Annotated in this window: 25 protein-coding genes; 19 read left to right on the top strand and 6 right to left on the bottom strand. The window is 72.5% G+C overall.

From position 1 onward, the window contains the following. Nucleotides 1–175: 175 nt before the first annotated feature. Together ABD317_RS06070 and ABD317_RS06065 are read left to right on the top strand one after the other, a co-directional pair. On the top strand, nucleotides 176–370 hold the full coding sequence (locus ABD317_RS06070; protein WP_027753143.1) for a hypothetical protein: 195 nt from the start codon (nucleotides 176–178) through the stop codon (nucleotides 368–370). A 185-nt stretch (nucleotides 371–555) separates the two neighbouring features. After that, nucleotides 556–795, top strand: coding sequence for a DUF397 domain-containing protein (locus tag ABD317_RS06065; RefSeq protein ID WP_027753144.1), 240 nt, complete (start codon nucleotides 556–558; stop codon nucleotides 793–795). 414 nt (nucleotides 796–1,209) lie between these two features. Here the strand turns inward: ABD317_RS06065 and ABD317_RS06060 are convergent, their stop codons facing one another. Next, complete coding sequence (locus ABD317_RS06060) at nucleotides 1,210–1,704, bottom strand: ATP-binding protein (protein ID WP_078627530.1); 495 nt, start codon at nucleotides 1,702–1,704, stop codon at nucleotides 1,210–1,212. A 283-nt stretch (nucleotides 1,705–1,987) separates the two neighbouring features. Between ABD317_RS06060 and ABD317_RS06055 the strand changes: the two genes are divergently transcribed. The 7 genes from ABD317_RS06055 to ABD317_RS06025 all read left to right on the top strand — a co-directional run bounded on the left by ABD317_RS06055 (nucleotide 1,988) and on the right by ABD317_RS06025 (nucleotide 9,611). Beyond that, nucleotides 1,988–2,848, top strand: a complete 861-nt coding sequence (locus ABD317_RS06055; RefSeq protein ID WP_027753146.1) for a Scr1 family TA system antitoxin-like transcriptional regulator — start codon at nucleotides 1,988–1,990, stop codon at nucleotides 2,846–2,848. Between the two features lie 89 nt (nucleotides 2,849–2,937). Continuing rightward, complete coding sequence (locus ABD317_RS06050; RefSeq protein WP_344288583.1) at nucleotides 2,938–4,395, top strand: aldehyde dehydrogenase family protein; 1,458 nt, start codon at nucleotides 2,938–2,940, stop codon at nucleotides 4,393–4,395. A 128-nt stretch (nucleotides 4,396–4,523) separates the two neighbouring features. Then, nucleotides 4,524–4,967 (top strand): CBS domain-containing protein, encoded by a 444-nt coding sequence (locus ABD317_RS06045; RefSeq protein ID WP_344288582.1) that lies wholly within the window; start codon nucleotides 4,524–4,526, stop codon nucleotides 4,965–4,967. A 184-nt stretch (nucleotides 4,968–5,151) separates the two neighbouring features. Beyond that, nucleotides 5,152–5,769 (top strand): PadR family transcriptional regulator, encoded by a 618-nt coding sequence (locus tag ABD317_RS06040; protein ID WP_344288580.1) that lies wholly within the window; start codon nucleotides 5,152–5,154, stop codon nucleotides 5,767–5,769. A 79-nt stretch (nucleotides 5,770–5,848) separates the two neighbouring features. Continuing rightward, nucleotides 5,849–6,865, top strand: a complete 1,017-nt coding sequence (locus ABD317_RS06035; RefSeq protein WP_344288578.1) for an ATP-binding cassette domain-containing protein — start codon at nucleotides 5,849–5,851, stop codon at nucleotides 6,863–6,865. Further along, nucleotides 6,862–7,704: an ABC transporter permease gene (locus ABD317_RS06030; protein WP_344288576.1), complete on the top strand. Its 843-nt coding sequence runs from the start codon at nucleotides 6,862–6,864 to the stop codon at nucleotides 7,702–7,704. Before ABD317_RS06035 ends, ABD317_RS06030 begins: the two co-directional genes overlap by 4 nt. Before the next feature lie 251 nt (nucleotides 7,705–7,955). Then, on the top strand, nucleotides 7,956–9,611 hold the full coding sequence (locus ABD317_RS06025; RefSeq protein ID WP_027753151.1) for a threonine/serine exporter family protein: 1,656 nt from the start codon (nucleotides 7,956–7,958) through the stop codon (nucleotides 9,609–9,611). 29 nt (nucleotides 9,612–9,640) lie between these two features. Here the strand turns inward: ABD317_RS06025 and ABD317_RS06020 are convergent, their stop codons facing one another. After that, a complete protein-coding gene (locus ABD317_RS06020; protein WP_018835994.1) occupies nucleotides 9,641–10,135 on the bottom strand; it encodes an inorganic diphosphatase in 495 nt (164 codons plus the stop codon). A gap of 88 nt (nucleotides 10,136–10,223) precedes the next feature. On the opposite strand from ABD317_RS06020, the gene dacB reads away from it, so the two are divergent. Together dacB and ABD317_RS06010 are read left to right on the top strand one after the other, a co-directional pair. After that, a complete protein-coding gene (gene dacB / locus ABD317_RS06015) occupies nucleotides 10,224–11,765 on the top strand; it encodes a D-alanyl-D-alanine carboxypeptidase/D-alanyl-D-alanine endopeptidase (protein WP_425582282.1) in 1,542 nt (513 codons plus the stop codon). A 133-nt stretch (nucleotides 11,766–11,898) separates the two neighbouring features. Further along, the gene (locus tag ABD317_RS06010; protein ID WP_344288570.1) at nucleotides 11,899–12,531 is read left to right on the top strand and encodes an isochorismatase family protein; all 633 of its coding nucleotides are present in this window, start codon (nucleotides 11,899–11,901) and stop codon (nucleotides 12,529–12,531) included. Nucleotides 12,532–12,677: 146 nt separating this feature from the next. Here the strand turns inward: ABD317_RS06010 and ABD317_RS06005 are convergent, their stop codons facing one another. Then, entirely contained in the window at nucleotides 12,678–13,853 is a 1,176-nt protein-coding gene (locus tag ABD317_RS06005) for a sialidase family protein (protein WP_344288567.1), read from the bottom strand. A 272-nt stretch (nucleotides 13,854–14,125) separates the two neighbouring features. Here ABD317_RS06005 and ABD317_RS06000 point away from each other — a divergent pair, with 272 nt between their 5' ends. Then, a complete protein-coding gene (locus tag ABD317_RS06000; protein ID WP_344288565.1) occupies nucleotides 14,126–15,169 on the top strand; it encodes a C40 family peptidase in 1,044 nt (347 codons plus the stop codon). A 241-nt stretch (nucleotides 15,170–15,410) separates the two neighbouring features. Then, the gene (locus ABD317_RS05995; RefSeq protein WP_344288563.1) at nucleotides 15,411–16,922 is read left to right on the top strand and encodes a PP2C family protein-serine/threonine phosphatase; all 1,512 of its coding nucleotides are present in this window, start codon (nucleotides 15,411–15,413) and stop codon (nucleotides 16,920–16,922) included. A 12-nt stretch (nucleotides 16,923–16,934) separates the two neighbouring features. Here ABD317_RS05995 and ABD317_RS05990 read toward each other — a convergent pair whose 3' ends face one another. The 3 genes from ABD317_RS05990 to ABD317_RS05980 form a co-directional block, all read right to left on the bottom strand. After that, the gene (locus tag ABD317_RS05990; RefSeq protein WP_344288601.1) at nucleotides 16,935–17,270 is read right to left on the bottom strand and encodes a DUF2516 family protein; all 336 of its coding nucleotides are present in this window, start codon (nucleotides 17,268–17,270) and stop codon (nucleotides 16,935–16,937) included. A 104-nt stretch (nucleotides 17,271–17,374) separates the two neighbouring features. Next, nucleotides 17,375–18,037: a hypothetical protein gene (locus ABD317_RS05985; RefSeq protein ID WP_344288562.1), complete on the bottom strand. Its 663-nt coding sequence runs from the start codon at nucleotides 18,035–18,037 to the stop codon at nucleotides 17,375–17,377. Next, complete coding sequence (locus ABD317_RS05980) at nucleotides 18,034–18,504, bottom strand: helix-turn-helix domain-containing protein (protein WP_027753159.1); 471 nt, start codon at nucleotides 18,502–18,504, stop codon at nucleotides 18,034–18,036. Before ABD317_RS05980 ends, ABD317_RS05985 begins: the two co-directional genes overlap by 4 nt. A 273-nt stretch (nucleotides 18,505–18,777) precedes the next feature. Between ABD317_RS05980 and ABD317_RS05975 the strand changes: the two genes are divergently transcribed. From ABD317_RS05975 to ABD317_RS05950, 6 genes are all read left to right on the top strand, one after another. Next, nucleotides 18,778–19,554, top strand: a complete 777-nt coding sequence (locus ABD317_RS05975) for a TnsA-like heteromeric transposase endonuclease subunit (protein WP_425582283.1) — start codon at nucleotides 18,778–18,780, stop codon at nucleotides 19,552–19,554. 201 nt (nucleotides 19,555–19,755) lie between these two features. Next, complete coding sequence (locus tag ABD317_RS05970; protein WP_344288558.1) at nucleotides 19,756–21,429, top strand: Mu transposase C-terminal domain-containing protein; 1,674 nt, start codon at nucleotides 19,756–19,758, stop codon at nucleotides 21,427–21,429. 176 nt (nucleotides 21,430–21,605) lie between these two features. Beyond that, on the top strand, nucleotides 21,606–22,652 hold the full coding sequence (locus ABD317_RS05965; protein WP_344288556.1) for a TniB family NTP-binding protein: 1,047 nt from the start codon (nucleotides 21,606–21,608) through the stop codon (nucleotides 22,650–22,652). After that, nucleotides 22,649–23,560 (top strand): hypothetical protein, encoded by a 912-nt coding sequence (locus tag ABD317_RS05960; RefSeq protein ID WP_344288555.1) that lies wholly within the window; start codon nucleotides 22,649–22,651, stop codon nucleotides 23,558–23,560. Before ABD317_RS05965 ends, ABD317_RS05960 begins: the two co-directional genes overlap by 4 nt. Nucleotides 23,561–23,657: 97 nt before the next feature. Continuing rightward, nucleotides 23,658–24,170 (top strand): hypothetical protein, encoded by a 513-nt coding sequence (locus ABD317_RS05955; protein WP_344288554.1) that lies wholly within the window; start codon nucleotides 23,658–23,660, stop codon nucleotides 24,168–24,170. After that, nucleotides 24,167–24,538, top strand: coding sequence for a hypothetical protein (locus tag ABD317_RS05950; protein ID WP_344288552.1), 372 nt, complete (start codon nucleotides 24,167–24,169; stop codon nucleotides 24,536–24,538). The genes ABD317_RS05955 and ABD317_RS05950 overlap by 4 nt, the downstream gene beginning before the upstream one ends. Nucleotides 24,539–24,935 lie beyond the last annotated feature (397 nt).

Raw genomic sequence — 24,935 nt, 5'->3', positions numbered from 1 at the left:
CCCAGTCTTACGGCCCCGAGGGCCGCCCACCACCGGGCGGCGCGCGCCGCGCCCCCGCCCGCCCCGGACGGCCCTCCTACCACCCGAATGGCGGGCACGGCCCGCACGGGACGAAGGGTACGGGTGGGACAGACTGCCTCGTATGTGGACGGCGAACCCGGGGACCGGTGATCACATGGCCGTGTCGGTGTCGGTCGTGCTGCTGCTCCTCGTGCTGGCGGTGGTGTTCCTGCGCAGCGGCTCGCTCAAGACCTCGCACGCGGTGGTCTGCGTGCTGCTCGGCTTCTACCTGTCCGGCACCACCGTCGCCCCGACGATCCAGTCCGGTCTGGAGGCCACGGCGAACGTGGTGAGCAGCATCCGGCCGTAACTATATGGCCGCGCTCGAAACTCACGGACCGCCCGGCGCGTTGAACGCCCGGGGATGACCTTGGTGGACGCCTGATCGGAATCAAGCGCGCACGCTGGGTGCACGTGCATTTGCGCGTGCACGTAGCCGCCAACACAGCTATGATCCCCGACAGTTGACATTGGCAACCACCTTGGAGAAGCGCTGTGGCCCACGCATACAACGGCATTGCGGCCAGAGATCTTCACGGCGCCGTCTGGCAGAAGAGCCGGCACAGCAACTCGCAGGGTTCCTGCGTCGAGTTCGCCAGACTCCCCGGCGGCGAGATAGCCGTTCGCAATTCCCGATTTCCCGAAGGACCCGCGCTCGTCTACACCCGTGCCGAGGTGGAGGCGATGCTGCTGGGCGTCAAGGATGGAGAGTTCGACCATCTCGTAACTGACTGACACTGACCGACCACCCCCCATTTCCCGGCTGCCCCGCACGCTTCCGCCGTCCCTTCGGAACCGGAAGGCAGCCGGCCGCCCACGGATCCCGGGCCGGGATTTCGCCGTTACCGGCGCCGCTCGCCGACGGCCCCGGATCCGCACGGAATGCGATCGCTCCCTTTCCGTCCGCGAACGGTTTCGGAGCGTGAATCGGCCCGTATCCGGGACACCGCGACGCGTCATCGTCGCTGCGCAGCGGTCCTATTCCCGTACCGCGGGCGGGCGCGCGGACAGCGGGCAGCGCCGGACGGTCCGCCGCGCAGGACGCCGTGCAGGGCGTACAGAGAGAAGAGAACGGCCGCCCGGTCACCGGACGGCCGTACTGTCATGCGGTCATGCGGCCGGACGTACGGCGGCGCCGGCGTGCGGCCGTCAGTCGGCCTGCACCGCCGGCGCCGGCAGGTGGAACACCGCCCACACCACCTTGCCGTGCATCGGGCCGTCCAGCGGGTGCCAGCCCCAGCTGTCGCTGAAGGAGTCGACCAGGTACAGGCCGCGCCCCGACTCGGCCCCCACGTCGGCCACCCCGGCCACCGGGCTCGCGGTACTCGGGTCGCGTACGGCGCACACCAGCCGCGACGTCCAGCGCATCAGGTGCAGCCGCACCGCGGCGTCCTGGCCGTTGCACCCGGCCAGGGCGTGCCGCAGCGCGTTGGTGACCAGCTCGGAGACGACCAGCGCGACGTCGTCGCTCAGGTCGGTCAGCTCCCAGTGCCGGAGCGTGGTGTGCGTGAAAGCGCGCGCGCCGCTGACGGATTCATGGCTGCCGGATATCGCACAGGACGCGGCACCGTCGACGGCTCCGGAGTCCAGCGGGGGCAGCCCTCGCCATAAGGGCGCGAGCACGGCTGCTGCTTCGGTCCCCATGCGCGGCACTCCCCAGTCGCGTGCGTGTCTGTCGTCACCGTGCGGATGCCTATCGTTCCGAATGCCTTTGGCAGATGCAAGGGCAGATGCACGTGCACGAGCGAGGATTGTGTAGCAACTTACTGTTTCGCGAGCATTGCCCGGCAAGATTTTCTCGATTGAGTAACCGTTCGGGCACGCAATGGTACGGAGTGATGGCAGTATGGGCCGGTGGCGCCGGGGGCGCGCTTGTAGTGCCATGTCCTTGTAAGTGCCATGTCGCCGAGGTGGGTGGAGGGCTCCGATGGCCGTGGACGGATCAAGCGGATCGGTCGTGCGCCGTATCCTGCTGGGCTCGCAGCTCAGACGGCTGCGGGAGGAACAGGGGATCTCGCGCGACGCCGCCGGATACGCGATCAGGGCCTCGGAATCCAAGATCAGCCGGATGGAGCTGGGCCGGGTGAGTTTCAAGAGCCGAGACGTCGAGGACCTGCTCACGCTGTACGGCGTGACCGATCAGACCGAGCGCGACGCACTGGTCGGCCTCGTCAGCGAGGCCAACACCGCGGGGTGGTGGCACAGCTACAGCGACGTGCTGCCCGGCTGGTTCCCCACCTACGTGGGGCTGGAGTCGGCCGCCTCCGGGATCGACGTGTACGAGGTGCAGTTCGTGCACGGCCTGCTGCAGACCGAGGAGTACGCGCACGCCGTCGTCACCGCGGGCCTGCCCACCTCGCCCGCCGAGGCGGACAAGCGCGTCGGCGCCCGGCTGGAGCGGCAGAAGCGGCTCTACGCCGAACATCCCGCCCAGCTCAAGGCGGTGCTCGACGAGGCCGCGGTGCGCCGCCCGTACGGCGGCCGGCAGGTGATGCGCAAGCAGCTGCAGCACCTGCTCGACGCCTCCGAGATGGCAAACGTGTCGCTGCGGGTCATCCCGCTGGCCCAGCACGGCCATACCCCCGACTCCGGCGCCTTCACCATCCTGCGCTTCCCGGAGGAGGACCTCTCCGACGTCGTCTACGTGGAGCATCTGACGAGCGCGCTCTACCTGGACAAGCCGGAGGACGTCGGTACGTACGCGAAGGCCATGGACCTGCTCCGCGTCGCCGCCCAGGACGAGGCCGAGTCACGGGAGTTGCTGCACGGGATCATCCGGGAGGTGTAGGGAGGCGCGCCTCGCGCACCAGTACGATAGCGTGCAAGCGGTTACAGCCGTGGCCGCCGTCCGCCGTGCGCAGGGGTGCTGCCTCGCTCATGTCTCTCTTCTCCGACCTGGCCCTGCAGTACATCGACGGCAAGTGGTGCCCCGGCGCCGGCTCGTGGGACCTCATCGACCTCGACCCGTACACCGGTGAGCGGCTCGCGGCCGTCACCGTCGCGACCGCCGCCGAGGTGGACGCCGCGTACCGCGCGGCGGAGCGGGCACAGCGGCTGTGGGCGGAGCACTCGCCGTACGAGCGCCGGCTGGTCTTCGAACGCGCCCTGCGGCTGGTGGAGGAGCGCGAGGAGGAGATCACCCGCGCGATCGTGGCGGAGCTGGGCGGCACCCGGCTGAAGGCCGCGTTCGAGATCGCGCTCACCAAGGACGTGCTGCGCGAGTCCGTGTCGTACGCGCTGCGCGCCGAGGGCCGGGTCCTGCCGTCCCCGACGCCCGGCAAGGAGAACCGCGTCTACCGGCTGCCCGTGGGCGTCGTCGGCGTCATCAGCTCGTACACCTTCCCGCTCTTCCTGGCGGCCAAGTCCGTCGCGCCCGCGCTCGCCCTCGGCAACGGCGCGGTCCTCAAGCCGCACCGGTACGCGCCCGTCGTCGGCGGCACGCTGCTCGCGTGGCTGCTGCAGGACGCCGGGCTGCCGCCCGGGCTGCTGAACGTCGTCGTCACCGACACCGCCGAGATCGGCGACGCCTTCATCGAGCACCCCGTGCCGCGCGTGCTGTCCTTCACCGGCTCCACCGAGGCCGGCCGGCACGTCGCGGGCGTCGCCGCCCGGCACTTCAAGCGGACCGTGCTGGAGATGAGCGGCAACTCGGCGCTCGTCGTGCTCGCCGACGCCGACGTCGACTACGCCGTGGACGCCGCCGTCTTCAGCCGCTTCGCCCACCAGGGGCAGGTGTGTATGGCCGCGGGCCGGGTGCTGGTGGACCGGGCGGTGCTGGCGGAGTTCACGGAGAAGTTCGTCGCCAAGGCCGCCGCGCTCACCGTCGGCGACCCGGCCGACCCCGCCACCCAGCTCGGCCCGCTCATCGGCGCCCGCGAGGCGGCAGACCTCGCCGGCCAGGTCGACGCCGCGCTCGCCGCCGGCGCGACCGCGCTGCTGCACGGGCGCACCGACGGCACGCTGGTCGCGCCGAGCGTGCTGACCGGGCTGCCGGCGGACAGCGACGTGCTGCGGCGGGAGTTCTACGGGCCGGTGGCGTTCGTGCTGCCGTTCACGGGCGAGGACGAGGCCGTACGGATCGTCAACGACACCCCGTTCGGGCTGAGCGGCGCCGTGCACACCCGGGACCTGGAGCGGGGCGTACGGCTGGCGCGGCGGATCGACTCGGGGATGGTGCACGTCAACGACGGCACGATCCACGACGAGCCGCTGGTGCCGTTCGGCGGCGAGAAGTGCTCGGGGGTGGGGCGGCTGAACGGCGAGGCCACGGTCGACGCCTTCACGACGCTGAAGTGGATCTCCGTCCAGCACGGGCGGACGCGCTTCCCCTTCTGAGCGGCCGTACGCGCCGCCCCCGGCCGGTTCACCCGTTCGGCGGCGGGTGTGTCGCCCGGCCCCCCGGGCACCCGGAGCATGACGGTGACGGATCCCCCTCCCGTACCCCACTTGACAGGAGACCCGTGATGACCGCTCCCACCACCGCCAGGAACGCCCGCGACCTCATGCACGAAGGCTGCGAGTGCATCGACTCGAACGAGTCGGTCGCCACCGCCGCCGCGAAGATGCGCTCCATGGACGTCGGAGTCCTGCCCGTGTGCGGCCAGGACGGCAAGCTCGCCGGCATGATCACCGATCGCGACATCGTCGTGGAGTGCGTCGCCCAGGGCCGGGACCTGACGACCTGTCTGGCCGGCGAGCTGGCGACCGGGCGCCCGGTGTACGTGGACGCCGGCGCCCCCGTCGAGGACGTCCTGCGCACGATGGAGCAGCACCAGGTGCGCCGCGTCCCGGTGATCGAGGACCACCGGCTCGTCGGCCTGATCAGCGAGGCCGACCTGACCCAGAGCCTGACGGACGAGCAGATGGCGAGCTTCTGCCGCAGCGTGTACGCGGGCGGCCACCACTGACGTCCGTACCGCGTACCGCCGTACCGGACGGCGGAGGGCCGGGCTCCCGCGCGGGGGGCCCGGCCCTCCGCCGCGACGGCGCCGGTGCCGCCGCGGGCGCGCCCCCGTCCCTCGTGCTAGTCAAGGTTGACTAGGCTGTGGGCCATATCTTCCCGCGGGAGGGAACGGGAAAGAAGGAGGTCCCTTGTCCTCGACTCGCCTCCTGGTCCTGGGCGCGGTCCGCCGGCACGGCCGGACGCACGGCTACCAGGTCCGGGCCGACCTGGAGTACTGGGGCGCCCACGAGTGGTCCAACGTCAAACCCGGCTCGATCTACCACGCGCTCAAGCAGATGGCCAAGCAGGGCCTGCTGATCGCCCACGAGGTGGCGCCCAGCACGGCCGGCGGCCCGCCGCGCACCGAGTACGAGATGACGGACGCGGGCGACGCCGAGTACTTCCGGCTGCTGCGCGGCGCGCTGCGCCGCCACGACGAGAAGATCGACCTCCTCACCGCGGGCGTCGGCTTCCTCGTCGACCTGCCCCGCGCCGAGGCCGTGGCGCTGCTGAAGGAGCGGCTGGAGGCGATGGAGGAGTGGCGCGCCGAGGTCCTGCGGCACTACTCGCCCCAGGACGGCGAGGACTTCGGGCACATCGGCGAGATCATGCGGCTCTGGCTGCACACCGCCGAGGCGGGCGCCGAGTGGACCCGGGCGCTGATCGGGCGGCTGGAGGGCGGCGCGTACGTGATGGCCGACGAGGGCGACCCGTGGGCCGGGGTGGCGACCAGCCCGGAGACTCCCGCATCCCCGGAGCCCCGGTAATCAAGTTTGACTAACGCCGGAGCCGGGGTTACCTTCGCCCGGTGGTCAAACTTGACTACCTGAGGAGCGGAGGAGGCGTATGACGGCGATCCTCGCCGAAGGACTGCGCAAGACCTACGGGAGGGGAAGCGCGGCGAAGGCGGCGCTCGCGGGCCTGGACCTCGCGGTCCCCGCGGGCACCGTGCACGCCGTGCTCGGCCCCAACGGCGCGGGCAAGACCACGGCCGTACGGATCCTGGCCACCCTGCTGCGCCCGGACGCCGGCACCGCGCGCGTCGCGGGCCACGACGTCGTACGGGAGCCGGACGAGGTGCGCTACCGCATCGGGCTGCTCGGCCAGCACGCCGCCCTCGACGAGGTGCTCGGCGGCCGGCAGAACCTGGAGCTGTTCGGCCGGCTCTACCACCTCGGCAGGGCCGGCGCCCGGCGGCGGGCGACCGCGCTGCTGGAGCAGTTCGGCCTCGACGGCACCGGCGACAAGCCCGTCGGCCGGTACAGCGGCGGCATGCGGCGCCGGCTCGACCTGGCCGCGAGCCTCCTCATGCGGCCGCGGGTGCTCTTCCTCGACGAGCCGACGACGGGCCTCGACCCCCGCGGCCGCACGGAGGTGTGGCAGGCGGTCCGCTCGCTCGTCGGCGACGGCACCACCGTGCTGCTGACCACCCAGTACCTGGAGGAGGCCGACCAGCTCGCGGACCGGGTCTCGGTCGTCGACCACGGCCGCGTCGTCGCCGAGGGCACCGCCGACCAGCTCAAGGCCCGGCTCGGCGGCGACCGCATCGACGTCGTCGTACGGGACGCGGACCGGCTGCGCGCGGCCGCGGCCGTCATCGGCATGGCCGCCCGCGCCGAGGAGGACGCCATCGAGGTCGACGCCGACGCCCGGCGGGTCAGCGCCCCGGTCGCCGACCGCATGGCGGCGCTGGCAGAGACCGTGCGAGGGCTGGCCGCGGCGGGGGTCGCGGCGGAGGACGTGTCGCTGCGCCGGCCGACGCTGGACGAGGTGTTCATCCACGTGACCGGCCGGAAGCAGGGGCCGGAAGCCGACGACGCCGCCGGTGCCGCGCGCGCCGCGGCGGAAGGGAGCGCCGTATGACCGCCACCACCTCCGCCCCCGCCGTCCCGCCGCCCGCCCGCACCGCCGGCGCCCGGCTGAAGTGGGCGGTCGCCGACGGGCTGACGATGACAGAACGCGGCTTCGCGCACTGGGCCCGGCAGCCCGGCCGGGCCGTGGTGAGCCTGGTCTTCCCGGTGATGATGCTGGTGGTGTTCACGTATCTGCTCGGCGGCGGGATGGCCGTGAGCGGCGGCGGCAGCTACCGCGAGTACCTGGTGCCCGGCATGCTCGCGCTCGCGATGTCCTTCGGGCTTGAGGCCACGATGGTCTCCCTCACCGCCGACCTCGGCAAGGGCGTCGTGGACCGCTTCCGCGCCATGCCGATGGCCCCGTCCGCGGTGCTCGTCGGCCGCGCGCTCACCGACATGGCCGAGTCGGTGTTCGGGCTGGCCGCGATGGCCGTCGCGGGGTACGCGGTCGGCTGGCGCTGGCACGGCACGTGGGCGGCGGCGCTGGCGGCGTTCGGGCTGCTGCTGCTCCTGCGGTTCGCGATGCTGTGGGCCGGGATCTTCCTGGGGCTGGTGGCGCGCAAGCCGGAGATGGTGCAGGCGGTGCAGATACTGGTGTGGCCGGTGGCGTTCCTGTCCAGCGCCTTCACCTCGCCGGAGACGATGCCGGGCTGGCTGGGCGCCGTCGCGGAGTGGAACCCGATGTCGGCGACGGCGGGCGCGATCCGCGAGCTGTTCGGCAACCCCGGCTGGGCCGGCGACTCGTGGGCGGCGCGGCACCCGGTGGCGCTGGCGGTGGCGTGGCCGCTGGTGCTGCTCGCGGTGTTCTGCCCGCTCGCGGTGCGCCGGTACCGGCGCCTGGGGCGCTAGTTGCCGTGCCCCGCGCGCCCGGGCGGACGCGTACGGGCAGGTCGGCGGTGACGCCCGCGGGCGCGGGCGGGCGGCGCCCCCGATCCGGGAGGCGCCCCCGCTGCGCGCCAGCGGCGCCCCGTTTGTACGACTTGATCCGATGTGCCGCCGTGCTGCCGTCCCCTTCCGACCCCCCGGGGGCGTTCTTCATCCGCCCGACTTATGCTCACGGGCGTAAACCTTTCGGCACGTCCGCGGGGGGTGATGGTCCAGTGGGTCAGGAGCCCGAACCGGGTAACGGCGCAGACAAGCAGTCTGACGAGGCGCACAGCGCGTTCACACCGCCGTTCGGCGTGCCCCTGCCCCCGGTGCCCGAGGACGGGCAGACGACCTCCGAGTTCGCCCGCCCCGCGGGCGTCGACGAGCGCCCCGCGGAGGAGCACGACAGCTCGGGCTTCACGCCTCCGCGCGGCGGCCCCGCGGCCGCCGCCGGGACCGCCGCTCCGCCGCCGGCTCCGGCGCCCGTCACCGGCCCGCTGTCCCGGTCCACGCCATGGCAGGACCGGATGCGTGTCATGCTCCGTACGCCCATGGCCGAACGCCCCACCCCCGAGCGGCTGCTGTCGCCCACCGAAGAGACCGCGCTGCCGGTGCCGCGCGTGCTCGACCTGACCCTGCGCATCGGCGAACTGCTGCTCGCGGGCGGCGAGGGCGCGGAGGACGTCGAGGCCGCGATGTTCGCCATCGCCCACGCCTTCGGCCTGGACCGCTGCGAGCCGACCGTCACCTTCACCCTGCTGACGGTCACCTACCAGCCGTCCCTGGTTGACGACCCCGTCACGCTCAGCCGCACCGTGCGCCGCCGCGGCACCGACTACAACCGCCTCGCCGCCGTCTACCGCCTCGTCGACGCCATCGTGGACGAGGACGCCGCCGTCAGCCTGGAAGAGGCGTACCGCGGCCTCGCCGACATCCGCCGCAACCGGCACCCGTACTCCAAGTGGGCCCTCACCGTCGCCAGCGGCGGCCTGTCCGGCGCGGCGTCCACCCTGGTGGGCGGCGGGCCGCTGGTGTTCTGCGCGGCGGCGCTCGGCGCGATGCTCGGCGACCGGCTGGCGTGGCTGGCGGCGGGGCGCGGGCTGCCGGAGTTCTACCAGTTCGTGGCCGCCGCGATGGCGCCGGCGGCGGTCGGCGTCGCGCTCAACCTCGCGCACGTCGAGGTCCAGTCCTCCGCCGTCATCACCGGCGGGCTCTTCGCGCTGATCCCCGGACGCGCCCTGGTCGCCGCCGTCCAGGACGGGCTGACCGGCTACTACATCACCGCCTCCGCCCGCCTGCTGGAAGTGCTCTATCTCGTCGTCGGCATCGTCGTCGGCGTGCTGATCGCGCTCTACATGGGCGTGCAGCTCGGCGCCGAGCTGAGCCCGGACGCCGCGCTGCACCGGCAGGAGCGGCCGGTGATCTCGCTGTTCGCCGCGATGCTGCTGACGCTGGCGTTCGCGGTGCTGCTGCAGCAGGAGCGTTCCACCGTGATCGCCGTGACCCTCAACGGCGGCGTCGCCTGGCTGATCTACGCGGTCGTCGCCGACCAGGCGGACAAGTCGCCGGTCATGGCGACCGCGCTGGCCGCCGGCCTCGTCGGGCTCTTCGGCCAGCTCTTCTCGCGCTACCGGTTCGTCTCCGCGCTGCCGTACATCACGGCCGCCATCGGCCCGCTGCTGCCGGGCAGCGCCACGTACTTCGGCCTGCTGGGCTTCGCCCAGGACGACCTGAACCAGGGCGGCCGCTCGCTGCTGACCGCCGCCGCGCTGGCGCTGGCGATCGCGATCGGGGTGAACCTCGGCAACGAGATGGCCCGCCTCTTCATGAAGCGGCCGGGCGAGACGGCCCCCGCCCGGCGGGGCGCGAAGCGCACCCGCGGGTTCTAGGGGCCGTCCGCCGCGCCGCTCCTACGCGTTCAGTGGTGGCCGCCGGCCGCCTCCAGGCGCTTCTTGGACGCCTCGATCTCGGCCTCCGCGTCCTGCCGGCCCACCCAGCTGGCGCCCTCGACGGACTTGCCGGGCTCCAGGTCCTTGTAGACCTCGAAGAAGTGCTGGATCTCCAGCCGGTCGAACTCCGACACGTGGTGGATGTCCCGCAGGTGCTCCACCCGCGGGTCGTGCGCCGGGACGCACAGCACCTTGTCGTCGCCGCCGGCCTCGTCCGTCATCCGGAACATGCCGATCGTGCGGCACGCGATGAGGCATCCGGGGAACGTCGGCTCGTCCAGAAGGACCAGCGCGTCGAGCGGGTCGCCGTCCTCCCCGAGCGTGCCTTCGATGAAGCCGTAGTCTGCGGGGTAGCTGGTCGAGGTGAAGAGCCGCCGGTCCAGGCGGATCCGGCCCGTCTCGTGATCCACTTCGTACTTGTTCCGCGAACCCTTCGGGATCTCGATGGTGACGTCGAACTCCACGGGTGGCTCTCCTTCAAGATCAGCACATGGTTCAGATGATTAAGTGTCCCCCACGCAGCTGGGTGGTGGCGAAAGGGGCTGGTCCCTGGTGAGGGTCGGGGTCGGGGAAGCAGGGCGGGCGGCCGCCCGCCGGGCACGGCACTGGACCCGGCGGTGGGAAGCGCAGCCCCTGCACACCCGTCGCACGGTGCGGCTGGTGGCCGCGTCCGGCGCGCTGGGCGGCGTCCTCGCCGCCGGCGTGATCACCGCGGCGGGCCCCTGGGACTCGGGTCAGCGTACGGCGGAGCGGCGGACCGCCGCGCGTGCGGACGCCGCCGAAGGCCGCACAGGTGACGCGGATCACGACTCCTCCGACGGCGTACCGGCGGGCGGCGCCCCCGGCGACGGCCCGCAGGGCACCGCCGTGGGCGCCCCCCGGGTGCTGACCCCGCTCGGCCCGCAGGACGGCACCCGCCCCGTCGGCACGCCGCCGACCGGCGCCGGGCTCGCCGAGAAGCTGGCGCCGCTGCTGCAGGACCCCGCGCTGGGCTCCCCGAGCACCGCCGCCGTGTGGGACGTGACCACGGGGCGCGAGCTGTACGGTGCGCGCGAGACCGCCGGTGTCGTCCCCGCCTCCACCGTCAAGCTGGCCACCGGCGCCGCCGCGCTCGCCGCCCTCGGCCGCGACCACCGCATCCCCACCGCGTCCCTCGCCGACGGCGGGAAGGTCTTCCTCGTCGGCGGCGGCGACCCCACGCTGTCCGCGCAGCGGCTGGCGCGGCTGGCGCGCGCCACGGCGCGCGAGCTGAAGGCGGACGGCGTGCGGAAGGTGGCCGTACGGTACGACGCCACCGCGTACGCCGGCGACGTGCTGCACGAGATCGGGCCGAACGAGAACATCGCGCCCGTCACCCCGCTGATGGTGAACGAGGCCCGCCTCGACCGTGCCCGGCACGGGCCGGCGCCGCGCGCCGCCGCGCCGGCCCGGGACGCGGCGGACGCCTTCGCCGGGGCGCTGCGCAAGGCGGGCGTGCGCGTCGCGGGCGAACCGCGCGCCGCGCGGGTGCCGGAGCAGGCGGACGAGCTGGCGACGACGTACTCCGCGCCGCTGGCGGCGCTGACCGAGCGGATGCTGACGTACAGCGACAACGACCTCGGCGAGGCGCTGGCCCGGCAGACGGCCATAGCGACGGGCCGGGACCCGAGCTTCGCGGGGGCGGGCAAGGCGGTCGCGGGGCAGCTGAGGAAGCTGGGGCTGCCGGTGCGCGGGGCGGAGTTCACCGACGGCAGCGGCATCAGCCGCGGCAACCGGGTCTCGGCGGACCTGCTCGCCCGGCTGCTGGTGACGGCCGCGGACCCGGGCCACCCGGAGCTGCGGCCGCTGCTGACGGGGCTGCCGGTGGCGGGGTTCAGCGGCACGCTGCGGGACCGCTACGGGGACGAGGCCGGCGGCGCCGGGGCGGCGCGGGGTGTGGTGCGGGCGAAGACGGGGACGCTGACCGGGGTCAACTCGCTGGCGGGGACGGTCGTGGACGCGGACGGGCGGCTGCTGGCCTTCGCGTTCTTCACGATGGGCGCGACGGACCGCGCGGGCGCGGGCCAGGCGCTGGACCGGATGGCGGCGGCGGTGGCGGGCTGCGGCTGCCGCTGAGGGCGGGGTGCGCTACGGCCGGGTGCCGGGGTGTGTCGCGCCGGGCTCGATCCACCCCGGAATATCTGTCTGCGCAGACATGTTACTTCGGAAGTCCGCCGCGCCGGCGGCGGCCCGACGAAGGGACACGCACATGGCACGCGCACCGCTCTCCGCCGACAACAGCGCGATAGTCCTGGTCGACCACGCGGTCGGCTTCTCCAACCTCACCAGGTCCCACCCGATCGAGGAGACCCTCAACGGCGCCATCGCGCTGGCCGAGATCGCGAAGGTCTTCGACGTGCCGCTGGTCGTCACGAACGGGCCCGACGACGGCCCTGCCGGCCCGCTGTACCCGGAACTCCTCGCCGCCCTCGGCGACCACCCCGTCATCAGGCGCGATCCGGTGTTCGACGCGTTCGACGACGAGGACTTCACGGCGGCCGTCGAGGCGACCGGGCGCCGGCGGCTCGTCGTCGCGGGCATCCAGACCGACGTCTGTGTCGCCCTGACCGCCCTGACCGCCCTCGACCGCGGCTACGAGGTCTCCGTGGTCGTCGACGCCTCGGCCGCCACCACCAAGGAGACCCACGACGCCGCGGTGATGCGACTGGTGCAGGCCGGGGCCGTCCCGGTGAACTGGCTGGCCGTCGGCTCCGAACTGCTCGGCGGCTGGACCAACGACCGGACCGCGCCGGCCTTCGGCGAGGTGGTCTTCGAGCACCTCACGTCGTGGAGGCACCAGAACGCCCTCACCGCCGGCGTCCGCGAGAGCGCCGCCGGCTAGGCGACGCCCGCAAAGACGCCCGCGACGAAGCACGCGGCGGCCGGCGAATCGCGCCGGCCGCCGCGCCGCGGCAGTCACGTCGGCGGGACCCCGTGCCCGGTGGACGGTCCGGGGCCGGAGCCCCGGAGCCCCGGAGACCTGGAGGGCTACTGTGCGGTGGCCCCCGTCGCGTAGTACGGCTTGCACACCGGGCCTTCGTAGTCCGTGGCGATTTCGAGCAGCCGGCCGCCGTCTGCGGACGGCAGCAGCGCCGAGCTGTAGTTGGGGCAGTAGTCGACCGTCTGCGACTCGACCGCCACCGGAGCGGCGATCTCCTGCCAGGCGCCGTTGCCGTTGTCCGAGTTCGTCCATACGGTGCGGCCGCTGCCCGCCGCACGGGAGTCGTCGGCGTTGTGCAGGACCTGGCCGACGAGGTACAGCCGCCCGTCCGGATTCCCCGGCTCCGGACCCCAGGCCAGGTTGGGCGCGTGCTTGAAGTACTTGCCGTCGGCCGTCTCCGGCCGGAAGCCCAGGTGCGCGGGGTCGCCCCAGTTCCAGCCGTCGGCGGACGTGCGGTAGTGGACGACGCAGACGTACTGGCCGGCCGCGGCGCAGATCTCGTACGACATGAAGAAGGTGCCGTTCGGGAGCTTCCGCACCACCGCCATGCCGGGGCGGTCGGAGGCGAGGGTGGAGGCGACGGTGTCGTGGTGGCCGGTCCAGTCGACCCCGTCCGTCGTGCGGGCCGCCACCAGCTTCTGGCTGTGGGCCGGGTCGGTTTCGTCCGAGTAGTGGGCGACCAGGGCGCCCGAGGCGTCGATCGAGAACTCCGGCTCCCACAGGCCCTTGTCGTTCGGAGCCGTCGCGATCGTCGAGAGGTACGACCACGAGCGGCCGGTGTCCGTGCTCGTGAAGACCCGCAGCGCCATGCGGCGGTCGGCCTCGTCCTGGCCGACCGAGGCCGCCCACAGCAGCGTGCCGGCCCGCAGGCCGCCCACCTGCCGCGGCAGCTCGTAGAGCGTGGCGCAGCACAGGCCCTGGCCGCCCGCCGCGTCCGGGTCGGCGACCGTGCCGACCTGGGTGAAGCTGCCGCCGTCGTCGGTGGATTCGTAGATCGCGCCGAGGCCGTTGTTGCCCTCGAAGGTGACGACCGAGGCGAGGACGCGGCCGTTGGCGGCGCCGCTGTGCTCCAGGCGGAGGGCGCGCGGGTAGAGGCCGGTGCCGTCGCGGAGCTTGGTGCCGTCGGCGGCGCCGGCCTGACCGGGGGCCGCGTACTGCGCGATGAGCAGCGTGGCGGCGAGACCGAGGATCAGGGCGATCGTGTGGGGGATTCGACGAGGCATGGCGGACACCGTAGACGGTGGTTACAACGTTGAAAACCCCTCCGTCGCCACTCTCCCGCGGCACGGTGCCTTCCGGTGCGAAGCCGCGGAGACGCACCCGAACCGCCGTATGTCGCGAGCGTGTTGCAACTCCTCGCCCGGTTATCCACAGCCCTGTGGAGGAGGGCTGCGGGGGCGGCGGCGGCTGTGGCAGCATCCGGGACGTGTGAGCACCCGGGGCTGGCCAGAGCCCCGGGAAGCCGGGGGCACGCGAGGGGGAACGGGGAAGACCCATGCGCGAAAACGGGGGAGCGCGCCGGCGTCGGGCGTGGGCCGCGGCCGTGGCCGGGCTGCTGGCGCTGCTCGTGCCGCTGACCGGGCCGTCCGCCGGGGCGGAGCCGATGCCGACGGTCGAGGAGGTGCACGCCCGCGTGCAGCGGCTGTACCGCGAGGCGGAGGCGGCCACGGACGCGTACAACGACGCGGAGGCGAAGGCGGGGAAGCAGCGCGAGAAGGCCGAGCGGCTCGACCGGGCGGCGGGCGCCGCGAGCCGGCGGCTGGCCGGGCTGAAGGACGAGGCGGGCGCGCTGGCCCGCGCGCAGTACCGGGGCGGCGGGGTGCCGGTGGAGGCGCAGCTGCTGCTCAGCGACGACCCGGAGGAGTTCGTCGGGGACCTGCGGCTGGCCCGCAAGGGGCAGCACGCGCAGCGGCGCCTGATCACCGAGGTGACCGGCACGCAGCGGCGGCTGGCCCGGTATGCGCGGGCCGCCGCCGGGACGTACGAGCGGCTGGAGCGCACCCGCGCGGCCAGGGCCGAGGCGAAGAAGGAGATAACGGAGCGGCTCGCCGCGGCGAAGGAGCTGGAGAGGAAGCTCAGGGCCGAGGAGCGGGCGCGGCTGCGCCGGCTGGAGCGCGAGCGGGCCCGCGAGGCGCAGGCGCGCTGGCTGGACTCCGGGATCCTGGACGGGACCGGTGCGGCGGCGACGCCCGCCGGCGAGAAGGCCGTCGCGTACGCCGCGGACCAGCTCGGCAAGGACTACGTGTGGGGCGCCGAGGGGCCCGACACGTTCGACTGCTCGGGGCTGACGATGCGGGCGTGGGAGGCGGCGGGGGTGCGGATTCCGCGGACCTCGCAGGCCCAGCTGGCGGGGCTGCCGCGGGTCGGCGTGCGCGGGATGCGCCCGGGCGACCTGATCATTTATCACTCCGACGCCAGCCACGTCGGCATATACGTCGGCGACGGCACGATCGTGCACGCGCCGCGGCCCGGCCGGCAGGTGACCGTGGCCGGCGCGGGGAGCATGCCGATCAAGGCCGTGGTGCGTCCCGACGCGTGATATGCGTCATGCGCAGGCCCCGCCGGACACGGCGGCGGCCGGCCCGGCGCGACCGCTCCCAGCAGGGCAAAGGGCAGGGAGCACGGTCGCGTTCCGGGCCGCGTCGCCCGTTCCGTACCGGCCGGTGATCACGCTAGGGTCCCTCCTTGGCGGTTCTGCCGGAGACGGCGGGAGCCGCCGCACACGGCCGCGGGCGCGTCTGCGCCCGGCCGTCACCCTCGGGGGGAGGGAAGGAAGAGCGATGCCCGCAACCGGGCGTTCCCCGGCCTTCGGACCGTCCGGCGGACCTGACCAGTCCGCCGCCGGTGCCGGGGTGACCGACGCGCAGACCGCGCCGCGTCGGCGGCACCCGCTGCCGCCGGCCGGGCACGCGCCGTCGCCGCAGCCGCACGCGCCGTTGCCGGCGCAGCGGTCGGGGCACCCGCCGGCGGCCTCCGGTCAGCCGCAGCCGCAGCCGCACCCGGGCCCGGGGGCGGTGCCGGAGCCGCCGACGCTGCTGCTGATAGAGGCCGAGCCCGGCAGCGGGCCCGGCATCGCGCGGATGCTGGCGCAGGCCGGCGCCGGCCGGCACGGCGAGCGGATCCGGGTGCGTACGGCGCGGAACCTCACCGAGGCGGAGCGGCTGCTCGGCCCCGACGTGCACTGCATCCTGCTGGACCTGAGCGTGCCCGGCGACGCGGCCGGCGCGGCCCTCGCGGAGGGGGCCGCCCCAGGCGAAGCGGGCGACGAGCTGGCGGCGCTGCACGCGGTGCTGGCCATGGCACCGGCGCACGCCGTGCTCACGCTCACCGACGAGGACGACGTGGAGCTGTCCGCCGAGGCCGTGCGCGTCGGCGCGCAGGACTACCTCTTCCGCGACGAGCTGGACGGCCGGGTGCTCGGCCGCGCCATCCGGTACGCGGTCGAGCGCAAGCGGGCCGACCTGGCGCAGAGCCGGCTGACGGCCTCCCGGCTGCGGGCGCAGGAGAACGCCCGGCTGGAGCGCGGGCTGCTGCCCACGCCGCTGCTCGCCGGCTCCGGCCTGGGCTTCGCCGCCTGCTACCGCCCCGGCCTGCCGCTGCCCTCCGCGGGCGGCACCGCCACCCGGGCGCTGCTCGGCGGCGACTTCTACGACGTCGTCCGCACCCCCGACGGCGCGGTGCACGCGATGATCGGCGACGTCTGCGGCCACGGCCCGGACGAGGCCGCGCTCGGCGTGGAGCTGCGCATCGCCTGGCGGGCGCTGACGCTCGCGGGGCTGGTCGGCGACGAACTGCTGGCCACGCTGCAGCAGGTGCTGGAGAACGAGCGGGTCGACGACGAGATATTCGCCACGATGTGCACCGTGGACATCTCCCCCGACGCCCGCCGCGCCGGGCTCTACCTGGCCGGCCACCCCGCGCCGCTGGTCGCCGTCCCGGGCGGCCGGCCGCGGCTGCTGCCGCAGGAGCTGGGCGGCCCGGCGCTCGGCCTGCTGCCGCGCGCCCGCTGGCCGCGCCAGCAGGTGGAGCTGGGCGGCGCGTGGAGCCTCATGCTCTACACGGACGGCCTCATCGAGGGCCGGACGGGCCCGGGGCGCGAGCGGCTCGGCCAGGAGGGCATGCTCTCGCTGGTCGGCGGTCTGCTGGACCGGGGCCTCGGCGGCGAGGACCTGCTGCACGGCGCGGTCACCGAGGCCCGCGCGCTCAACGGCGGCGACCTGACCGACGACGTGGCGGCGCTGCTGCTGGATCGGCCCCCGGGCCCGTGCGGACCCGGGGACCGGAGGTCGTGACGCGGGCGCCGGTCAGCGCCCGTTGTACGGCCCGTAGGGCCCGTCGGAGCTGCTGCCGCCGCCGCTGCGCCGGCCGCCGCCGACCTGCTTGAGCGCAGGCCGGACGTCCACCATGAAGACGATGACCGCGATCAGCGCGATGATCGGCAGGAACGAGAGCAGCGGGAAGATGAGCATCACGGCGAAGCCGACGCCGAGAATGATCAGCCAGAACTGCTTGGTTTTCTTGTCGGCGGCGCGGTAAGCGTCTTCGCGGGCCGTGGCCGCGAAGAACAGGGCAGCGCCGGCGAACACCGTCAGGGCCAGGCTGAGCAGGGCCAGCAACGAGTTGAAGCCAGAGATGAGCACGCGGTCCACCGCCTATTAGTCCGACTCAGTGGTACAGGGGTCCGGCGCAGACACCGTACCCGTATAACGCCCCGGGCACGCGAAGTGTGCCCGGGGCCGGGTGCTCAGGAGTCCGTCTTGGGGGTCTTTTTCGCGGCGGACTTCTTCGCGGTGCCGTTGGCGCCGGTCCGGCCGGTGCCGCCGCGGGCGGCGGTGCGGCGCGGGGCGGCCTTCTTGGCGGCGGCCTTGGCCGCGGACGCCGCGGCGTCGCCGCCGGCGGCCTTGCCCCCGGTGGCGGCGGCCGCGGCGCCGGCGTCCTTCTTCTCCGCCTGCTCCGCCTTCTCCGCGCCGGGCCGGATGATCTCGGTGGTCACCTGCACCGCGTCGGCGGTGTCGCCGCGCCACTCCGCGACCGCACCGCGCCCGCGCTCGGCCAGTTCGTCGTAGGTCTCCCGGGCCTTCACCGCGTACTCGGCGGCCCGGCCCACGCTCTGCAGCGCGAGGTCCTGCGCGGTCTCGCGCAGCTTCCTGATGTCGGTGTCGAGGTCGCCGAGCCGCTCGGCGACCTTCGCCTGCGCCTCCTTGGCCTGCTTCGACACCCGCTCCTGCACGTCCCGCGGATCGGTCTCCCGCACCGCGGACAGCCGCTCCGGCGCCTCGGCCCGCAACCGCTCCACCAGCGCGGGCACCTCACGCAGCTTCTCCAGCGCCAGGTCGGCGGTGCCGGCGGCGGCGTAGAGGGGCGTGGGGTCGCTGAGCGTCTTGCGTACGTCGTCCGTGATGGTCATGGCGTTCTCCTCCGGTCGCTGGCGGGCTTCCCTTCGCCCTCACCCCGCCCGGCATCCGGCCGCGGGGCTACCCCGTTCGTCTGGTCCTCTGCCGTGCGCCCGCCCGCGTCGTCGCGCGCGTTCTCCTTGCGGAAGGAGTCGTAGATCTGCAGCAGCACCTGCTTCTGCCGCTCGCTGATCGCCGGATCGGTGAGTATCGCGGTGTGCACCGCCATCCCGTCCGCCCCGTCGACCCGCCGCTCGTCGAGGATCCCCGCCTGCACGTACAACGTCTCGGCGGAGATCCGCAGCGCCTTCGCGAGCTGCTGCAGAATCTCAGCGCTGGGCTTGCGCAGCCCGCGCTCGATCTGGCTGAGGTACGGATTCGACACCCCGGCGGCATCGGCCAGCTGCCGCAGGCTGAGCCGCGCACTGCGCCGCTGCTCCCGCAGGAACTCACCGAGGTTGCCGACGTGTATCGAGGCCATACTCCGATGCTGCCGCAGCGCCGCTAACTATTGCAAGCACCCGCTTGCAAGTGTGTCACACACCACATATCGCGATACTATCGCGTTGCCCTGTCCCCCGCCCGGATGACCCGTCTCGCTGAAGGTGGGCCAGTCTCGGTCTATCTGGGTCATCTGGTCTTGCGTCTCGGTCGACCTGGGCCATCTACCGATCCGTCTCGCTCTTTCTGAGCCACCGCTGTGCCCGGCTCCCTACGGTCGTCGTACGTGGTCAGCGCCGTGTGGGGGTGGCTGGTGGAGGCTGGGGACTTCTCACTGGAGTACATCGACGCGTGCGGCGAGCTACACGAGGGGCCGCTTGAGGCGATGTGGTCGACGCGTTTCGAGGCTGCTGGGCAGGTGCGGGCGTTCCCGTCGTACCGGGGGCAGCGCAACTTTCCCGGCTGGTACTGGGCTGCTACCAGTGGCGAGTTGGTGGGCTTCGAGTCGTGGGTGGAGCTCGGTCATCTGATGCGGCTGGACTCCGAGCCGGACGTGGTGGCCTTCGCGGCACAGCCGTTCCGGCTCTCATGGCGGCCTGGTGACCGGGCCCGGCGGGTCAGTCACACGCCGGACTACTTCGTGCGCCGTCGGGACGGCACCGCCGTGGTGCTGGATGTGCGCCCTGATGACCGGATCGAGCCCGAGGATGCCGTGAAGTTCGCGGCCACGGCGGCGGCTTGTGCTCTGGTGGGCTGGGACTTCGAGCGGGTCGGTGTGCTCGATCCGGTGTTGGCGGCGAATCTGCGCTGGTTGTCGGGCTACCGGCATCCGCGGGTGCGGCGCGAGCCGACGGCGACGGGGTTGCGGGCGGCCTTCACCCGTCCCCGGGGGCTGCTGGCCGGGGCTCGTGCGGTGGGCGATCCGATTGCCGTGCTGCCAGTGCTTTTCCACCTGGTGTGGTGCCGGGAGCTGGCGGTGGATTTGGAGGCCGGCCTGTTGTCGGCGGCCACGACTGTTCGCCCGGCATCCGCATTCGCGGGGGAGGCGAGCGGAGATGCCGACGCGTCCGAAGCTGCGGTCGCTGGGTGACCGGGTTCGCTACGACGGGCGGGAGCACACGGTTGCAGCCCTGCACGGCACCTCGGTGCGGCTGGTCGATGACTCCCAGGGGGCCACTGTCGTGTTGCTCGGGCATCTCCTGGCGTCCGAGGGGTTCGCCGTGCTCGGCACCGCGTTGAGCCGCCCGCCGATGCCGGAGCCGGGGCGCTGGAGGGCCTGCCGGAAGAAGCGGTGCAGCGGGCCGAGTGGTGGCGCAGGCACCTGACCGAGGTGCTCACCGGCCACCCGGACGGCGATGCTGCCGCCTTGAGGCGGGCCGAGTACGACCCGGTGGTGCACTCGCTGCGGCAGCGGGAGCTGGCCAAGGTGGCCGAGCTGCGGGCCGCCGGTGAGGACGTGGGGCTGAGCACGCTGCGCCGGATGCGGTCGCGTTTCGAACGCGAGGGGGTGGCGGGCTTGGTGGACGGCAGGATGCGCAGGCCCGCCACGGGCACGGGCCGGGCCGATCCCCGGGTGGTCGACGCGATCGCGAGGGTCGCGGGCAGCCGGACCGACGAGCCGACCGTCTCCGCGCAGGTGCTACGGCGCGGGGTCGAACGGCTTCTGGTCGCCGAGCACGGAGCCGGAACGGTCCGGATGCCGTCCAGAGCGGCGTTCTACCGTCTGCTGGAGGCGGTCACGGCCGGGCAGCACCTGTTCGGGTCGGCCCGCACCCGTCGCTCGCTGGGCAAGCAGCCCAAGCGGATGTTCGGACAGATGACGGCGGCCCGGCCGGGCGAGGTGATGGAGATCGATTCCTCACCGCTGGACGTCATGGTCATCCATGACGACGGGACGGTGGACCGCTGCGAGGTGACCGGACTGGTGGACCTGGCGACCAGGACGCTGTCCGCGGTGGTGCTGCGGCCGTCGACGAAGGCGGTGGATGCCGCGCTGCTGCTGGCCCGCGCCATGACCCCGGAACCGGTACGTCCGGGCTGGTCCGATGCTCTGCGCATGTCACGATCGGTACTGCCCTACGCCTCCCTGCTGCCGCTGGACGAGCGGCTGGACAAGGCCGCCGCGGTCCCGGTGATCGTTCCGGAGACGGTGGTCTGCGACCACGGCAAGGCGTTCATCTCGGACAACTTCCGCAACGCCTGCCGTCATTTGGGGATCTCGTTCCAGCCCGCGCATCCGGACACGCCGACCGACAGGCCGCACATCGAGCGGACTCTGGGGTCGGTGTCGACGATGTTCGCCCAGCATGTGGTCGGTTACGCGGGACGCAGCGTCGAGATGAGGGGCAAGGACCCGTCCGCGCAGGCGGCCTGGTCCATCCACGAGCTCCAGGAGCTTCTCCAGGAGTGGGTCATCGTCTGGCAGTCCAGGCCGCACGACGGGCTGCGCGACCCGTTGATGCCGGATCGTCCGCTGAGTCCGAACGAGAAGTACGCCGCGCTGGTGTCGGCGGCCGGATACGTCCCGGTCTCGCTCAGTCCGGAGGAGTACATCCAGCTCATGCCCCGTGAATGGCGGGTCATCGGCCGCAGCGGGGTTCGGATCAACAACCGCACCTACGACGCACCGGCGCTCACCCCGTTCCGCCGGCAGCCCTCGGGCGCGGGCCCGGACGGCAAGCGCTGGGAGGTCCACTACGACCCCTATGACATCTCCTGCGTCTGGATTCGCAACCACCACGGCACGGGCTGGATCACCGCGACCTGGCGCCACTTGCGCACCACTCCCGTCCCGATGGGCGAGCTGGTCTTTGACCGGGCCCACCAGATCCTGCGAGAACGAGGACAGCGCAAGCCGGACGAGGAAGCCGTCGCCCAAGTCGCGGAGGCCCTGCTGGACCGGGCTGGTGACGGGCCCAACCTCGTTTCTGGCCGCAGGCCGGACCGGAAGGCCCGGTCGGCGTAGCGGCGCGACCGCAAGGTCGTCGCCCGCACACGGGCTACCAGCGAGCCCGCCTGGCCCCGGCCGGCACCCGAACCGCAGCCGGAGCCGGAATGCGTGTCCGCGGACGAGGAGGACGGTGGCGAGCTCGCCGCCGTCGTCCCGCTGGAGATCTTCGACGCGCGCAAGGAGGCCGAGAAATGGTGGTGAGCCCCGCAGAGCCGGTGGGAGAGAGCGACGGCTTGCCGGACGACTGGACCGATCCCTCCACCCGGCTGGAGGGCTGGCGGCGCTTCGTCGAGACCGACCCTGCCGCCTTCGAGTTGCTGCCCGGTCAGCAGTGGCAGGCACTCTCCCCGGCATCCCGGGACCCTTACGACGAGGCCCGGATCGCCTACCACTCCGAGCTTCAGGTCGTGCGCACGTCCGCGGTCAGGGAGATCGCACATCAGGGGCGGCTGCTGACCCTGCTCAACCAGCGGGAACACGGCGCCCGTCGCGGGATGATCGTCTCCGGCCAGTGGACGACTGGGAAGACAACGGCGCTGAAACAGCTCGGCCGCACCCACGAACTGCGTGTCCAGCAGCGGTATCCGGGCAGCGACCGCATTCCTGTTGTCTACATCACCGCCCCGCCCAAGGGCTCCCCGCGCAAACTCGCCCTGGAGTTCGCCCGGTTCCTGGGCCTGCCCGTGATCAACCCCCGGCACAACACCATCGATGTCACCAGCGCCGTCTGTCAGGTGATGATCGAGGCCCGCACCGAACTGGTCCTGGTCGACGAGATCCACCTGCTCAACCACGCGACAACCGCGGGCGAGGACCTCTCCGATCATCTGAAGTACTTTACCGAGCACCTGCCGGCGACCTTCGTCTATGCGGGCATCAACGTTGAGAAGTCCGGGCTGTTCACCGGGATCCGCGGCAAACAGCTCGGGGGCCGCTGCATCCTGGTCCGCACCGGTGCCTTCCCCCGCAGCACCGAGTGGCGGGCACTGATCGCCTCGCTGGAGAGCACTCTTCGTCTGCACCGTCACAAGCCCGACACCCTGGCCGATCTCTCGAAGTACCTGCACCAGCGAACCGGCGGCATGATCGGGAGCCTCTCCCACCTGATCCGGGCCGCGGCGATCTCCGCCATCCTCGACGGCAGTGAGCGCATCACCAAAACCTCCCTGCGAAACATCCGGATCGATCACAACAGCGAGTCTGACTCCCCGCCCGACGCAGGCAGGAAAGCCGGGTGAACAGGCCATTCGAGGCCGTCGTCTTCCGTCCGCTGCCCCGTCCGCTCAAGCCCTTCCCCCAGGAGACCGAAGCGTCGTTCCTGGACCGCCTCGCCACGGCCAACGCGATGCCCGTCAAACGCCTTCAGCGGCCTTCCCACTGGCTGGACTCCCGTCTGGATCCGATCAGCCGGCTCAGTGTCCTCAGCGGACAGCCCCGGGCCTCGATCGAGTACGCGATCCCCCGCTGGGAGCGGCAGGCGTGGAACATCCCGCAAGGTCCCTTTGCCGCAACTCCCCGATGGGCGTGCCGGCGCTGTGTCGCCCGCAGGACCGGCACCCCCGGCCAAGGCGTCATGGCCTGGATGTCGAAACACCATGACCAGGTCTGCATCCCCCATCGTCTCTGGATCGGCCGGGCCGTCGAGGCCCCGGCCAACCAGCTCGACCTCGCCGATCTACCGGAGATCGTCGCCGCCCAAAGACGCCACTACCGGCTCCTTCGCCGCTACGGCCCCGAGGTGGTCAACGTCTGCTACGAACAGACCTCCCGCTTCTGGACCACCCTCCTCCAGCACGGCTACCGGATCAGCGACCTCACACAGCGACTCGCCCGGCTCCAGCCCCGCCCTGCCCGCACCGTCCGGCCATGGGATCCCAAGCGCTACGCGGCGATCTATCCAGAGGTCGTCAAGGCCATGGTGTTCTACGCAGCCCCGCACTGGCGCAGCCTGGCACTCTCGGGCACTCAAGAGGACTTCCGGGCCTTCCGCGCAGAATTCATTCGGCGGCTCCCCAGCGAAACTTCCCTCCGCACCACCGCCAAGCCGTGGTTCATCCACCAACTCCGCATGATCGCGCACACCATCGAGACAGCGGCAGCCCACGGGAACCGTGGTGACGGCGGTCCTGGCCTTGACCTAACTTGACCCGCATGACCTACCCGGGCGGCGCCGAAGACAGCGGCATGACTCTCCGCTGCCTGAACAACCGCGCTGTCGGAATCCGGCTGGAAGGGAATCCGCCGTGACGATCGGCCTGCGCCTTGCCTGGCGCCTCGACGGACACGGATGGGCTGACTGCACGGTCACAGACCGCCAGGCGGTCATCGTGCTCACCGCCTCCTACGTCACGGGCGCGCCGGAAGAATTCCTGACCGCGCTGGCCCGGCTGATCGCCGGCGAGACGGAAACCCGAGCGCAGTTCGAGGCCGAGCCGACCGCCTATCGATGGATCTTCTCTCGGGAAAACGAGTACGTCTGGACCCGGGTCCTGGAGCTCCGGGACGGACGCGACCACGACAACAAGGGCACCGAAGTCTGGTTGAGCCGATACCCCATCGACGAGCTGGCCCGCGCCGCAATCCGCTGCTTCGACGACGTCGCGCGCACCTACGGCGAGAGCAGCTACCGGGGCAAATGGGGCCGGCACCACTTCCCCCGCACCGACCTCGAAGCCCTCAGACGACTCTGGAACGACCGTCGGCATCCGCAGGGTGCACTTCCGGACCCGCACCAGACCTGCGAAGGAGACCGATGAGACCGATCAGGGAAATGAGCGAGCGCGAGTACTTTGCCTGCGTCGGCCAGCGCCCCGGCATGTTCGTCGGCACAGCCTCGTCGTTCCACCAGCTGACCGCTTTCCTCACCGGCTACGACCAGCACGCGATACGCCATGGCGGACAGGGGCTCACGGGCTGGCACGAGTGGCTCGTCGCCCGCCGCGGCCGCAGCTGCAACCATGCCTGGCCCGGACAGGTCCTGCATATCGCGCTCCCAGAGGGCTGGAACAACATCACTGACCTGCCCTCCAAGGACGAAAGGCATGCGATCAAGGTCCTGTTCCAGCTCCTCGACGAGTTCGCCGCCGGACGCGAGGCAAGCCCTGATCCTCAGAACTCAGATTGAGCGAGACGCCGACCGCACCTCCGTCTCGCTCAGTGTGAACCACCGCTGGTCACAGCCCCGACGTGGTTCACCTTCAGCGAGACGGGTCACCGTGGCAGCCAGCTTGCGGGCCGCAGCGTCCTGGTCCGCACCGGCCCGTTCCCGCTCACCGCCGCGTAGCCACCATGCCGTCTCCACCGAGGGAAGCCGAGACCAGCGGCCTCCGCTGATCACGCAGCACCTGGATGGGGAGAGACCATCGGGCGGAGCCGGGCAAAGCCTTGGTTGACCTTCACCTTGGGGGAGGCCACAGCATCGGTTGAGCCGGGCGACGTGCTCGGCACGGGACACCGGTTGCCAACACGTCCCACCCAGGATGTAACCACCGGGTGGGGGGTGAGTTCAGGGCCGTTCGTCT

The organism is Streptomyces synnematoformans, assembly GCF_039531005.1.
GTDB classification, from domain to species: domain Bacteria; phylum Actinomycetota; class Actinomycetes; order Streptomycetales; family Streptomycetaceae; genus Streptomyces; species Streptomyces synnematoformans.
The sequence above is the reverse complement of the archived record's forward strand: the minus strand, read 5'-3'. Positions and strand labels throughout refer to the sequence as shown.